Here is a 12,946-nt window from a genome sequence, read left to right as displayed (position 1 = left end):
ACTAAAAAGCTAATCTCCAACTGAGCCGCGCGCCAGATCAACCATTTTTCTCAATCTCTCGACATTGAGCACACGCAGTTCATGGCCCGTTCGCTGAATCAGCCGGTTCCTGGCAAGTTCGCTCAATTCACGCGTAACAGCTTCCCGATGAGTGCTGACAAAACACGCCAGCTCGGCATGTGTTGGGACGGGGCTGATTACAGCTGTATTCGGAGAATCCATATGGTTTCTTGCAAGTCTCAGCAGTTCCGCATGGATACGATTACGCACCGCCAGGGTACTGAAATCGAATACCCGTTCAGTCAGGCGACGTACTTGGCCCGCCAGACGTTGCATGATCGCCATGCAGAATACCGGGCTCTCATGCACCAATCGTATGAATGCCTGGTTTGACATAACCGCCAGCAAAGAATCGGATCGGGCAACGACAGTAGCAGATCTCGGCTGGCCATCGATTGCCGTCAGCTCACCAAAAAACTCCCCTTGCGACAAATCGCACAGAATCACCTCATCGCCGGAATAACCAAAATAATGAATCCGCACAGCGCCTTCAAGCACAAAAAATACATTATCACTATGGTCGAGGTAACGAACGATCTCTTCTCCGGCAAGAAAATGCTGCATTTGCAGAAGCTGCGCCATCATCGCCAGATCCGTAGCGGAAAAATCTTTGAATTCCCTGATGACCGTCAGTTGAGTACCCGTTACCTCTCTGGATTGATTATAAAAGTTACCGGCACAAGTACTCATGATCACTCCCTCCTTTAATGATTCCCGGGAAGCGTAATAACTTGATGTCACCATCCCGCTCGCAGTAATCTTACAACCTTAAGGACAATACCTAAAAACCTTTCCTTCATATACAAAAACGTAACAGATATCCCCGCCTGCGTAGACGTTATCGCTGCCGCTTCCAATCTGCAATAGCAATTCCTTAAAACTCAGGTGATTTTTTGTCACATTACTTGAAAAATTTTTACTATATAAAGTCGAATCCAGTTGCCCATTATCTTTTCTGCTGATGACAAGTACACCTTCTGTTTCTGCAGAATCAAGCTCTTGTTTAACTAAAGATTCCATATTTTTTACTTCCATATCTCTTTGATCATAAACCAGGATATTCGCGGGAATACCTATTTTATGTACTTTCCACAAACATGTAAGCAGTGTAACGATTACTATCGTCAGTAAGATGTTTATCCAGATACTGATCCGCAGTTTTCCAAATGTACTTTCCTCACTCCCCATTCCCATGATTTCCTTCTGACTAAAAATTTAAGGTCACTCTCGCAAAAAAAGTCCGTTCCGGTATGTACCTGGGCAAAGCAGGCTCTGAGAGATAGAGATATTGATTCCGGTAGTAGAAATGTTTATTCAGTAGGTTTCTGACTTCAAAACTCAATAATCCTCTGCGCCTGGGCAGTCTGTATCCTGCAGTCATGTCCAGCAGAAAAAAATTGGAATCCTTCTTCTCAATCCAGTCAAGCCGTATATCTTCATCAAACCGCCTCCATTTTACATCCTGCATGACATAGGTCCCAGTCAGCTTTGCCCAGAACCCGTTCTGATCAAAATAACTTATACTGACCGGTGTTCTGAGCGTATGAATATTCACAGGTTGATTAATATACCTTTCCCTTCTATCGAATTTCTCATATTCGGGCTCGATTGCAAAAGCCCAGTTCGGGCGAGGCGTGCCATAAACGTAGCCCCGGAACAACTGTTCTCTCTGCCTATCCCAATAATAGTCCTCTCCACCTGGGGCACTAAATTCGGGGACCACTGGTACATCCAAGTTACGCTCGGATACCTCCACCCCACCATAAACGGCATTGGTAAAATAAATATCCAGTCCGACTGCCTTATGTCGTGATTTCGTTCCGCTGATTTCATCATAAAACTGGTTGAATCCGGCAATCTGCGTCGGTTCGATCGTCGCCTGACCGATTAAATCCCGCTTCAGCGCTTCAAACCAGGCCATACGCAAGCGGATGTTTTTGTGGAAATCCATCTGCAGCCCGATTTTAGGATCAACTTCACTGATTTTCCGGTTGATTCCTCCTGTATCATCTGAATAAGTGTGATAACTGAAACCTAGTGTAGCCGTCGCATTCTTGAGTATATTCAGATTCGAGTACAGATACGCAACATTCTGTTCTCTATCCGCTTTGGACTTCTCACATCCCGTCATCATACAAATGAGCGGTTCGGTATTTTTTCTGAAATCATCCGTCAGATTGGTCCGGTAAATTCCTCCACCAGTAATTATATTCACCCGATCCTTGCGAAAAATATGCTGTGCTTCGACCTGATAACCATGACTGCTTTGATTCCCGAAAAGTGGAAAACCAAAAGCCAGATCTTCTATATCGGTATCCCGATGCGTATAAATCGAAGAAAGCAGGAAATTCTGCCGAGGTGAAATCCGGTACATCGCCCCTAGGCGTGCAGTATCTTCTTCCAGATTCCGCCGCGCCGTTCTGGAAAATTTCTTTGGATCAAAATCCATCAACAAATCCCCGTGCTTCTTTTCCCGCCGGCGCAACTCCGCCTGAACGTTTAAATCCGGTGTAACCGCATACTGCATGAAAGCATTGTAGATATTATGCGTCTGGTCATTGTTAGGCCGGAATCCATCCGTCTGATAATGAAACTGCCCCACACTGACCGAAGCCCGGTCATATACGCCGGACACCACGACTTCATCACCCAGCGTACCATGATTGCCAACCACACCTGATGCCACCAACTGTGCCTTGTTACGCTCCATCAGCGGTGTAAATTCGTTGAATCCTGGTGTGGAAGGACCTGTGCCGGTGATGATATTGAGGTCAGCCACTGCCATCCGTGGCTGTACCGGATTGACGTTGACCGGCTGCAGCAGTTGCGCCTGCAATAGTTCACTCACCCTTGCAATTTCATGTCGCGGGATATGGGCATAAGCATCGGATAGAAACCGGTGTGCGGAATGACTGGCCGGATCGAAGCTCAACGACTTGGCGGTTTCCATCAGGGCGCGCTGTTCAAACCCGAGGTTATCGTAAATCCGTGCCAGACTGGAGCCGCGTGCTGCCTGATCCTGATCCAGCAGCAGTTGTGAACGGTACACCGCACGATTATCGTTCAGCTCGATTGATTTCTGGACATCGCGCAACGCTTCCACCGGCCGGTTCTGGGTCTGTTTCTGGATAGCGTCGTACAACCAGGGGGTGGGATCATTCGGGTCACGCACTTTGGCCAGATCAAACTGGGTAGTGGCCAGCGGATAACGCTTTTCTTCGAAATAGGCTTTCCCGAGATAGCTGCGGATCAGTGAATTAGCCGGATCCAGGCTCGCTGCCGTTTCGATATCGATACGACCAACTTCGAGTTTATTCTCACGTATCCAGGCAATTCCCATCCCTAGGCGGGGCATAGGATCAGCCTGATCGAGCATGATCGCCCGGGCAAAGGCAGCTCGCGCCCAGCGAGTATCGATCTGCAGCAGATAGGCAAAACCCAGAACGGTTTGTGTCCTGCTCAGATTCGGATCGAGTCTGACTGCCCGCTCAGCTGACGGCAATGCATAATCAGATTTTCCAGCAGCCATCTGCAACTCCGACAGACGCGCCCAGGTCAGGGCATTCATCGAATCAAGCCGGACAGCTTCCTCCGCACTGGTTAAGGCCGATTCAATCTGAAAATGCGCCTGCTGCGCATAGGAAAGTGCCAGTTTTGCTGCAGATGAGGCCGGATTACTTTTAACGGCCTGCTCAGCCAGTTCCAATGCTTCCTGCTTACGATTCTTCGCCACGAATATCGTTGCACGCAACGCCAATGCATCACTGCTACCCGGTTCAAGCTGCTCCGCTTGCTGCAGATCCGATAAAGCTTCTTCTACCCGACCGGCTGTCAGCAACAGTTCGGAACGAAGAATCAGGATATCCGCTGTCAGTTCTTCAACTGGCAGATGATCCAGTTCAGCCAGTGCTTCTATCAACCTGCCCCGCCGATACTGCTCTATTGCACGACGTACAGCGGGTGACTGCTGACTTTCACGATCGGTTCTGGAGTGCAAATTAATCAGTACCGGATAATGCAGTGCCCATTGCACTGCATCGAGCGGATGCACCATAGCCGCTTTCCGGGCAGGCTGATTTTCCTGGAAAACCGCCGTCTCCTGGTTTGTCAGAATCAGGTCATCCTGGCCATTACCGGCGTTGACCCGGCCTTCATAGACAGCGATCGTCACCTTGGGAGATGGGTCGTCTTCGCCGCTCGCGTCCACCAGAAACTCGGTTCCATCGACACTAGCATTGACTACAGGTGTTCTGATTTTGAAAGGTTTGGGGGTACGCGTAATGATATGCATTACCCCGTTCATCAGATCCAGCAGGGTATTCTGCTCAGTATCGGGCCCTTCGATCGTAATTGCCGTCCTCTGATCCAGCCGGAGCATGCTTTCGTTACTGAGCCGAAGTGCTGCACGACTGTTGGCACGTACTCTCACCCTATCGCCGACACAGAAGGTGCTGTCAGAATCAGCCGGGTACCAGCCCGAGTCTTCTGACCGGTAATATTCCACCACACCCTGCAGCGAAACCATCCGTGCCACCGGCGTATTGCATGACTCTTCGGCAAGGACAACAGGAACAGTACCAACCATCATGAAAAAGCATAATCCCGGCAGAACTCTGTCGAGCAGTTTCAGCGTTGCAGGCACCCACTCGGTACATTGCACATTTTCCATAAACTCATCATTTCACCGTTGAAGACAGGCAATCATAACAAATTGCCGGATCATGATTTCAGTACATCCACATAACGCCGCCATAGCTTAACCGACAAGATGCTGTATCGACGTGGTTTTTGACACAGTTGATATGGAAAATCGGCCGACCGGATACACCCCGCCTGTATCCTGATATCATTTCGATTGTATGGATATGATCAGCTCATCCGGCTCCCGGACAGAAAGAAACCGGGATTCGCGGCAATAGGTGAGCATGAATCGGGTAGGTCCATCTTCGGGAAAGTGTTCATGGATCATTGTAAATTGATGCAATGCGCCAGCCCGATCACCGGTTTGACAGATGTGCAGGGCCTGTTCATACGCCGCACATAACTGTCTCTGCACCGCACTGCTGCTACTCTGGCGAGCGATGAGTTCAAACAAATTGACTGATTGTGACTTTCCCGGCAGCAAAAACCGCCCAAGCGGGCGCAACAGCAGATCATTCAGCCCATTCACCACTTCTTCCGATACCAGCAACCGGGTACCCAGATACTTATTGGCCCCCTGAATACGGTTGGCCGTATTGACGATATCACCTACTGCACGATACTCATAATGTTGTCGCGCACCAATGTTGCCCAGTACCATTTCGCCAGAATGTAATCCCAACCGGGTTGGAAGGGGCGGATGACCACGTCCGCCCTGATTGAAATGTTCTACTGCACTGATGATGTCCAGGCAGGCTAGGCAGGCCCGTTCGCGCAACAGTGCATCAGCAGAACCAGCCGCCCAGATAGCCAGCATGGCATCGCCGATCACATCGGATACTTTGCCCTGATAGCGCTCAACCGGCTCAAACAAACATCCATAATATTCATGCATGAGAGCAGCAAGCTGGCGGGGATCCATAGTTTCAGCAAGCGTAGTATATTTTTCCGCATCCGTCGCCAGACAGGCTCCATAGACCAGTTGCCCATCGGTATGAATCGGATTCGCACCGCGAACCATATCCCGTACCACGGGCTCCGGCCGATGTCCGCCAAACAGTACCTCAATCCGCCTGCGTTCCCGGTCAGCCTCGAAATACAGCAGAGTAACGATTCCGATCACACCTGCCGGTAACTGCACCATCAACGGAATGGCTAGAGGAATCCACAGCTGCCATTGCTCGAACAGCCATACACTCACACTGCCATAAACACAAAACGACAGGCTTCCCATCAATGCCATTCCCAGTGCATGCACCATAATATTTCCTGCAGGAACGGTAAAACAGAGCAGGCAGATACCCATTCCCCACAGCAGCAGGATGAAGGCACCATTTAGCGAGGCTGCCGGACGGATCGATTCACCTTCCAGCAGATTGGCAAAGGCAGTGGCAGCAATTTCCACCCCGCTGAGCGTCAGCCCATCCGGCAGAGAAAAAACGGTCTGGTAATCATCTCTGACCTTATCCTGCTCCGAGATAGTTTCCGCTGAAAAGCCGACAAAAACCGTTTTTCCTGTCAGATCCAATTCACCGGCTGTTTCCGGGTGGCTCTCGCCCTCCTCCAGCAGCAAATGATAAGGAATGGTTCTGATCGTACGTGGCGGGCCGTAGAAATTCAGATAACGCATTTCACTGCCACCATAAAGATCAATCAGTGCATGAATGACACGTTGCTGCGCTGTATCAAGATTGATCCCTTCAACCAATCTTTGCAGCAGCTTCTCTGCCAAAGAAGGTTCTCGTATGAATATATTGCGTAAATCGAGAGCCAGATCCTCGATATCGGCTTCATTCACATTCGCAGGCAGCTGCCGGACCAAAGCCGGATCAGTACCGGCAAGCAGATCAAGAAAGTGCTCGTATACTTCAGCAGAGGATAACTGCAGCAAGAGCGACGGCAATGTGGGCATATCACTGCCACCGGGTCTGAATGTCCAGTAATAACTCACCCGAGTGGATTTTTGCAGGGGAAAAGGCGCATGAGCACGTGCAGCAGCCGCAATAATCGGCAGAATCTCTCCGGTATATTCCTGCAGAATACGGGTATGCAATTCATCTGAAGCTACTCCCGCCGGAAACCGAGTTTCCTCAAAATCCAGCCTTTCCACCAGAACCACGTTACCCGCATGTTTAAGTGCCGCAGCAAACTGCTCATCGTGCCCGACATCGCTGCCAGGCCTGTCGAACACCAGATCGAACGCTACCACTCTTGCTCCCGCCTTCACCAGTCTGTCGACCAGACGGGCATGCAGTGTACGTGACCAGAGAGAAGGTTTGAGTGGCAGCTCCAGACGAGTGGCGGAAGCCTGATCGACAGCAACGACGACGATATCAGCGGGAGCAGTTCTTTCTCCTCGCAGATGAAACAGCCAGTAAAGACCAAATTGTTCCTCGATAGCCTTACCCTGTGGCGATAGATATACAGCGGCCCCCAGCAGGCCAATAAAAATGGCAAAAACAAACCGCCAGCGCCACAGTTTCATTTAACCCGGATTATCCATTGGCTTGCGAAGTAGGAATATAACAGTCATCCGGCAGGTGATCAGGCTGATTATGACTTGCTTTGAGGTTGGAAATCGGAGGCTGCAGCCTCGCGCTGATGACAGTGGAATGCGCAGTCCGTAATACAAAAACACCCTCTTTGCGAGAAGGCTACAGGCCAACGTGGTAATCAGCTACATCAAAAAATCATTTCTCCTGCTATTGAACTCAGTGAAGCGCCCGCATTTAATCGGATGAAATCAGGAATTTACCAGGGTCTCCCGTACCAGGGCAGCTAATGAAAATACTGCAATCCCAAAAAGAAAAGGCCTGCTGAACAGGCCTTTTCAACGGAAAAACCAGGATTAATAACCACCCTGCCAGGCGTCACCCGATTCTTCTCTTGCCTTCTCAACAAGTGCTACGACATCGCCACATTTAACTCTGACGATTTTTCCATCTTCGACTTCAGTATGGCTTTTTACAACATCGGTTGGCTTTTTATCTTTGCAGGCCAAATAACTCAGCATATCTTTGGCACTGATCGGCACCAAAGAAGACTCCAGATTCCCACTGGCAAATGTTGCTGTGGAACCCAGTACAAAAACAGAAACAAAAGCTGCGACGATCACCTTGTTCATTTGCACTCCTCTTCAAATTTCCCAAAACAAAATCCATTACCTGACAATCTTTCAGGCCCCTGTAACCTGCCCGCTAAGCGGTTTCCCGGCCTCTTACTCTAAAAACCAGCCTGATCAGCAGTACAGATTACCAGTCGGCACCTTAACCCTCCCGCCGACCTTGGTTAATATAAACCGGCTACATTCTATCAAGTAATTCATTATCTTTGCATCTAAAAAAACAAGCGATTTTCCGTTTTTACCACCACCTTCCGTTTCAAATATTTCCTCATATCCAGTATGCTGCTTCGTTACGGAGAATGTACAGAACATCATGGATCACAACCTGCACCGCCCGCGCACTTTGATTCTTCCACCTGCCCCCTATGCTGCTGCCTTGTTCGCCGGCTGGTGGATCGACCGCAACATCCAGCCACTCCTCTGGGACTGGGATGCAGCAACACAGCCGCTCGGCTGGTTGGGGGTAATCATGGGACTGGCACTGCTGGCATGGACAGCTATTACGCTTTGGCGCCACCGAACTACCGTCAACCCCTACAAAGCAGCCTCCAGCCTATGCACCACCGGGCCGTTCCGCTACAGCCGAAATCCGATTTATCTCGGGGACTGGCTGATTTTCATCGGCACCGCGATGCTGCTGTCGACCTGGTGGCCGCTGTTCTTTGCGCCGCTGATCTGGGCAATGCTGCGCTATGGTGTCATCCGCCATGAAGAAGCCCACCTCGAAGCCAGATTCGGAGAATCCTACCGGAACTACAAGGCCAGAGTAAGACGCTGGCTCTGAAAACCCGTACGTAACAAACCCACGCGGCTCTTCATCATTCCTGCATTCACTCGGCACGCAACGATGCTTCCCTTTCATCCTCGCAAAACTGCAGACCAGTGATCTGGGATTTTTATTCGAACTGCGATCAATCTCCAAACACAGCTTCAATCGTCTGAGCAGTCAGGATTCGTTTTCCCCAAACCAACAATGTTTGCGTATCCGCCGATCTAATCCGCTCGCGTACAGCATCGTTCATCGGGCCAAAACGCTGTTCCAGTAAATACAACAGAAATTCCGACTCTCCTTCTTGTCGTCCTTCTTGTCGTCCTTCTTGTCGTCCTTCCTGGATTCCTATTTGCTTGCCTTCCTCGATGCCTATCTGTTTACCTTCTTCTATTCCCTGCTGTTTCCAGTCTTTGGTCCATTCCCTGACACGTTCTGAAAGCATGCTTTGTACCTCCTGTAAATCATGAATTTCACTAAAGCTGGTCTCCGGCATTCTGCCCGGCAGGAACACCCGTTTCAACCAGACGGTGAATGACCGTCGCAATCCGCTTTGTTCGGGAGATTGCAGCCAGGCAATCAGGGCTTGCAGTACCTGTTCGACATCCTGCGGGGTGCGGCTGTTTTCCAGTCGGAACAATGCCGCCGTCAGGTTACGCAGAGTAGCCAGTTCGTGATCACTGTAGCTGCCTTCATCCAGTAGCAGGTAGTTGAGTTGCGGCCGGTAGCGATCCAGCCCGCCAGGTACCGGGAAAATCAGTTCTTCTATATTCACCGGTGCGTGCCAGCGGGTGTCTCCATTGTACAGAACCACCGGCAGCACTGGCGGCAGTCGTTCACCCGTTCTGATGGATTCGCTTCGGATAAGGTCTTGATATAGCAAACCGACATAGGTCATGATTCGTACTGCCATGAACCAGTCTACAGTAGACTGGAATTCGAGCAGGAGATAGACAGCCATTCTCCTGCCTCTCCTTTCCCCCGGCGCAAACGCCAGATGATGTCATCCTGCCGTTCTCTCAAATCATCGCTGATGTAGCTGCCATTGATTTTTTCCAGTGTGGAGTAATCCAGCTCGTGCACCCACTCCTCCCTAACGAAACCACGCAGCAGGTCAGCCACCATTTCAGCGTGGGAAAACAGCAGTTTGTAACCGTGATCATGGTCCATCGAATAAGTGTAACATCGTGGCGTTTTCGTGAGTCAAACCACACTTATCTCGTCTGGCGAAGAGACTGCAAGCCAACGCAGCAATCCAGTATTTTTATCAACACTGTTCTAGCTTGCTTCGGCGTACACTGTTCAAATCATCATGAGGAAGGTTGTATGGTTGCAGCTATTTGCTCCGCTATGGCACGCTGGTAAAAAATTACAAAATGAGGAGATCGATCATGTGGCAGATAATTTATCGATGTGCAATGGCGGGTGGAATATTACTGGTTGCAATTCAGTCATTATCGGCGGCTGATCCGAATCCGGCACAAGTGGAAAAAACAGTGCGGGCTTATATCAGTAAAGCCAATCAGGAGGCTGCTCTTAACCGTGAATCGGTGGAAGAGAGCCAAGTCGTCACTGCTGACTTGAACGGTGATGGCCGCGTGGAAATCATTTTGTGGTCAACCCGCTATGGCGGCACTTATGCTTTTAGTGATGTAACGGTATTTACTGATGCCGGCCGGGGTTATCAGGTAGCTGCCGGAACAACGGAGGCGCTGGGAATGGTGGAATCGATCGAAGTCAAAAACAATCTGATTCATATCCACGCTGTTTGGCCTGGTCCAAACGATCCGCGCTGCTGCCCAACAGTCAAAAAAACTGCTGTTTATCAATGGCAAGGCAAAGCACTGGCCGACGTCACCGGCCAGTTTTCCGGTAAGAAGTAAACTAGGCGATAACAACGACATACCGGTGCCAGAATCAGCGGCATGTCGTACCTGCTTCTGAAATATCAAACCTGTTCTCGCTTTATAGGGCGAACAACCACTTTTGCACAGTTGCACTACTCAGCCTGCCACAAATCATCCGCCAGTTACCATTAATCATTATCGATCAATATCCTGACAGACCACTGGAATCTATCGTTTCCCATTGGTACTGTTGTACAGTTGATGCTTCTACCAATTTTTATGCATTCTCACATATTTACTGATCAGCAATCACTCCCTGCGCCCAGAATCGTGGCTGGAGATGGCCACCGAAGGTTTTAGCGTACATTTCCTCCCGTTGGCCAAGGTTCGGATAATCACGCACAACAACAAAACTCAGTAGCGCCACTGCAGAGATCAGGATAGCCAGCCAGGCGAAGAAAATACGGCGCGACGCAAACGCAATAGCATCAGATGATGCAACCTGTGGCTGCATGCCAATCAGCCAGCCTGCGAGCAGTGCCAGCCACAATTGTGAATAAGGCATCACCAGCACGCCATCCACCATCGCCTGAGTCAATGCGGCAATGATTGAAGCAGCGAGACACAAGCGAATCACATCCTGTTCCTGCATCGACAGCATACGGGCACGCAACACTACTACCAGCTTTCCTATTCCATGCACAACCAGCCAGGTTACTAATAAGGCCGAAGGCAGGCCCAGTTCGGCTGCCCACTGTAACCAGGCCTGGTGAGGGTGAGCCGCTACGCCGTTCGGGAGATCTGCAAGCTGCATCGGGCCAATCCCCAGTAACGGATGACTCAATGCCTCTTTAATTGCCTGGGTCCAGATGATATCGCGCAATGAAAGCGAGGTAGTAAGTTTGGAAGCAGCGTGGTGAGCTACCGACATATCCAATGTGGCGGGAATTATCGCCATCATGATCCAGGTCAATATCACACCAGCACAAGCGGCTGCAACGTGTAGCACAGCCCAGCGCCGCCCGATCGGCCCGATACAAGCAAGTACCATAGCCGCACACGCCAGGCCGAGCCAGGTGCCGCGCGTCCCTGATACGATTGCTGCTGTCCATACCAGCACGATCAACACACCCGCCACCAGTGCATAGCGACGCAAATTCCCCTCAATCAGTAACGGAACCGCCAGTAACGGCAATGCCAGCGTGAGAAACTGACCAAAGAAGCGGGGATTAGAGAAGCCATCTACCAGCAGCCACGCATCCAGTACACCTTCTCCATCCATCATTGCGGCCAGATAAGATATGACAAAGCGCACCACCAGCCCAGCGCAGATAAAGAACAACGTTGCCAACAGTACGCGATCAATGATACGACCATCAGTATTTTGTACGTCATATAAGCGTCGTATGGAAGCCACCAGCCAGGCCAATCCCAGGCTGGCCACACCGAGTGCCAGCTCGGTAAACGCCCAGAGTGGTTGGTGTGCAAGATATGCGGAAACCCCGGCAGCAACTATCACCAGCACGATCAGCCAGCGATTCGTGCTGCTCAACAATAACGGTGAACGTAATCCGCCAACGAAAGCCAGCATTGCGATAACCACAACAAGCGCCAGCATCGATACCTGCCCGATACGCTGCTGATCATGCCAATGCGCATCCGCCCACCAAGCCACCAGCGGCAAGGTTGATACCAATATAAGTGCAGCGCTCATCAGCAGATTTGCAATGCGCTGTGACCAGCCAATATTATTCCCATGCTCCGGCACGATTACGTACGGCAACGAGTGAAGCAAAGGATCGGATCGATCCGCAACGATAGCTTTGTCCATGATGAATAACCCCATTATAGAAAATAAGCAGAGAAGTAATGTTTTTAGCCTACCGATCAGAAAAAATCGTCATCTACACATCTCCAGAAACAGAAAACCCTGCCGAAGCAGGGTTTTCGTGGAATCGAATTAGAAGATTTAATTAGGAGCCAGTGTTAGCACCGCACTTACCTGGTGCATACTTGGCCTCTAAGGTAGTATTACAAGACCAAACGCCATCAGCACTGCGTGCCAAAGTAATCGTTTTATCATTGAATTTGCCTACATTACCGCCTTTTGTTGTGCAAACGATTTCAGTCGTACCTGTTAATGCTACATTGCAGAAGCTATTGGAAGCATTAATACCAATATAACCTGCATCTGCTGGAGCTACAGAAGGAGGCACACCTTCATTAACTGCCTGTTCAAAACCAGCTTTTCCAGGAGTAATTTCCGCTAACGCAGAAGTTGCTTGAGATTTCACTGTGTAATCCTGATAAGCCGGAATCGCCACGGCCGCCAAAATACCGATGATCGCGACCACGATCATCAATTCGATCAAAGTAAAACCTTTTTGTGCATATTGCATAATTAGTACTCCATCAAGTTGAAAATAAAACAAAATTCTTTACGCTTTATGAATGCTGCTGGGGAGTATAACGACTGCTGCCATTCCGGCTTTAGGAAATTTTAAA

At 50.0% G+C, this 12,946-nt stretch carries 11 protein-coding genes; 2 read left to right on the top strand and 9 right to left on the bottom strand.

Going from position 1 to position 12,946, the window contains the following annotated elements; all coding sequences use genetic code 11:
• Nucleotides 1–9 precede the first annotated feature (9 nt).
• From ABUL11_RS05075 to ABUL11_RS05055, 5 genes are all read right to left on the bottom strand, one after another.
• Nucleotides 10–750 carry a Crp/Fnr family transcriptional regulator gene (locus ABUL11_RS05075; protein WP_350282780.1) on the bottom strand — a complete coding sequence of 247 codons (741 nt, stop codon included), beginning with the start codon at nucleotides 748–750 and terminating at the stop codon, nucleotides 10–12.
• Nucleotides 751–828: 78 nt separating this feature from the next.
• A complete protein-coding gene (locus ABUL11_RS05070; protein WP_350282779.1) occupies nucleotides 829–1,254 on the bottom strand; it encodes a hypothetical protein in 426 nt (141 codons plus the stop codon).
• A gap of 13 nt (nucleotides 1,255–1,267) precedes the next feature.
• Complete coding sequence (locus ABUL11_RS05065) at nucleotides 1,268–4,729, bottom strand: FecR domain-containing protein (protein WP_350282778.1); 3,462 nt, start codon at nucleotides 4,727–4,729, stop codon at nucleotides 1,268–1,270.
• A 177-nt stretch (nucleotides 4,730–4,906) separates the two neighbouring features.
• Nucleotides 4,907–7,186: a CHASE2 domain-containing protein gene (locus tag ABUL11_RS05060; RefSeq protein WP_350282777.1), complete on the bottom strand. Its 2,280-nt coding sequence runs from the start codon at nucleotides 7,184–7,186 to the stop codon at nucleotides 4,907–4,909.
• A 363-nt stretch (nucleotides 7,187–7,549) separates the two neighbouring features.
• On the bottom strand, nucleotides 7,550–7,825 hold the full coding sequence (locus ABUL11_RS05055) for a hydroxylamine oxidoreductase (RefSeq protein ID WP_350282776.1): 276 nt from the start codon (nucleotides 7,823–7,825) through the stop codon (nucleotides 7,550–7,552).
• A 313-nt stretch (nucleotides 7,826–8,138) separates the two neighbouring features.
• Between ABUL11_RS05055 and ABUL11_RS05050 the strand changes: the two genes are divergently transcribed.
• Complete coding sequence (locus ABUL11_RS05050; protein WP_350282775.1) at nucleotides 8,139–8,609, top strand: methyltransferase family protein; 471 nt, start codon at nucleotides 8,139–8,141, stop codon at nucleotides 8,607–8,609.
• Between the two features lie 127 nt (nucleotides 8,610–8,736).
• On the opposite strand, the gene ABUL11_RS05045 is transcribed toward ABUL11_RS05050, so the two are convergent.
• Nucleotides 8,737–9,555: an Rpn family recombination-promoting nuclease/putative transposase gene (locus ABUL11_RS05045; RefSeq protein ID WP_350282774.1), complete on the bottom strand. Its 819-nt coding sequence runs from the start codon at nucleotides 9,553–9,555 to the stop codon at nucleotides 8,737–8,739.
• Nucleotides 9,516–9,764 carry an Rpn family recombination-promoting nuclease/putative transposase gene (locus ABUL11_RS05040; RefSeq protein ID WP_350282773.1) on the bottom strand — a complete coding sequence of 83 codons (249 nt, stop codon included), beginning with the start codon at nucleotides 9,762–9,764 and terminating at the stop codon, nucleotides 9,516–9,518. The genes ABUL11_RS05045 and ABUL11_RS05040 overlap by 40 nt, the downstream gene beginning before the upstream one ends.
• Before the next feature lie 221 nt (nucleotides 9,765–9,985).
• On the opposite strand from ABUL11_RS05040, the gene ABUL11_RS05035 reads away from it, so the two are divergent.
• Nucleotides 9,986–10,477: an FG-GAP repeat domain-containing protein gene (locus ABUL11_RS05035; RefSeq protein WP_350282772.1), complete on the top strand. Its 492-nt coding sequence runs from the start codon at nucleotides 9,986–9,988 to the stop codon at nucleotides 10,475–10,477.
• Nucleotides 10,478–10,736: 259 nt separating this feature from the next.
• On the opposite strand, the gene ABUL11_RS05030 is transcribed toward ABUL11_RS05035, so the two are convergent.
• Nucleotides 10,737–12,272: an O-antigen ligase family protein gene (locus tag ABUL11_RS05030; protein WP_350282771.1), complete on the bottom strand. Its 1,536-nt coding sequence runs from the start codon at nucleotides 12,270–12,272 to the stop codon at nucleotides 10,737–10,739.
• Between the two features lie 142 nt (nucleotides 12,273–12,414).
• Nucleotides 12,415–12,840: a pilin gene (locus tag ABUL11_RS05025; protein ID WP_350282770.1), complete on the bottom strand. Its 426-nt coding sequence runs from the start codon at nucleotides 12,838–12,840 to the stop codon at nucleotides 12,415–12,417.
• Nucleotides 12,841–12,946 lie beyond the last annotated feature (106 nt).

The sequence above is a fragment of the Nitrosomonas sp. genome (assembly GCF_040256045.1).
In the GTDB taxonomy this organism is placed as follows: domain Bacteria; phylum Pseudomonadota; class Gammaproteobacteria; order Burkholderiales; family Nitrosomonadaceae; genus Nitrosomonas.
The sequence above is the reverse complement of the archived record's forward strand: the minus strand, read 5'-3'. Positions and strand labels throughout refer to the sequence as shown.

What these genes read in the sequence shown, in the direction of transcription:
- ABUL11_RS05075 (WP_350282780.1), bottom strand. Translation starts at nt 750, where the DNA reads ATGAGTACTTGTGCCGGTAACTTTTATAATCAATCCAGAGAGGTAACG.
- ABUL11_RS05070 (WP_350282779.1), bottom strand. Translation starts at nt 1,254, where the DNA reads ATGGGAATGGGGAGTGAGGAAAGTACATTTGGAAAACTGCGGATCAGT.
- ABUL11_RS05065 (WP_350282778.1), bottom strand. Translation starts at nt 4,729, where the DNA reads ATGGAAAATGTGCAATGTACCGAGTGGGTGCCTGCAACGCTGAAACTG.
- ABUL11_RS05060 (WP_350282777.1), bottom strand. Translation starts at nt 7,186, where the DNA reads ATGAAACTGTGGCGCTGGCGGTTTGTTTTTGCCATTTTTATTGGCCTG.
- ABUL11_RS05055 (WP_350282776.1), bottom strand. Translation starts at nt 7,825, where the DNA reads ATGAACAAGGTGATCGTCGCAGCTTTTGTTTCTGTTTTTGTACTGGGT.
- ABUL11_RS05050 (WP_350282775.1), top strand. Translation starts at nt 8,139, where the DNA reads ATGGATCACAACCTGCACCGCCCGCGCACTTTGATTCTTCCACCTGCC.
- ABUL11_RS05045 (WP_350282774.1), bottom strand. Translation starts at nt 9,555, where the DNA reads ATGGCTGTCTATCTCCTGCTCGAATTCCAGTCTACTGTAGACTGGTTC.
- ABUL11_RS05040 (WP_350282773.1), bottom strand. Translation starts at nt 9,764, where the DNA reads ATGGACCATGATCACGGTTACAAACTGCTGTTTTCCCACGCTGAAATG.
- ABUL11_RS05035 (WP_350282772.1), top strand. Translation starts at nt 9,986, where the DNA reads ATGTGGCAGATAATTTATCGATGTGCAATGGCGGGTGGAATATTACTG.
- ABUL11_RS05030 (WP_350282771.1), bottom strand. Translation starts at nt 12,272, where the DNA reads ATGGACAAAGCTATCGTTGCGGATCGATCCGATCCTTTGCTTCACTCG.
- ABUL11_RS05025 (WP_350282770.1), bottom strand. Translation starts at nt 12,840, where the DNA reads ATGCAATATGCACAAAAAGGTTTTACTTTGATCGAATTGATGATCGTG.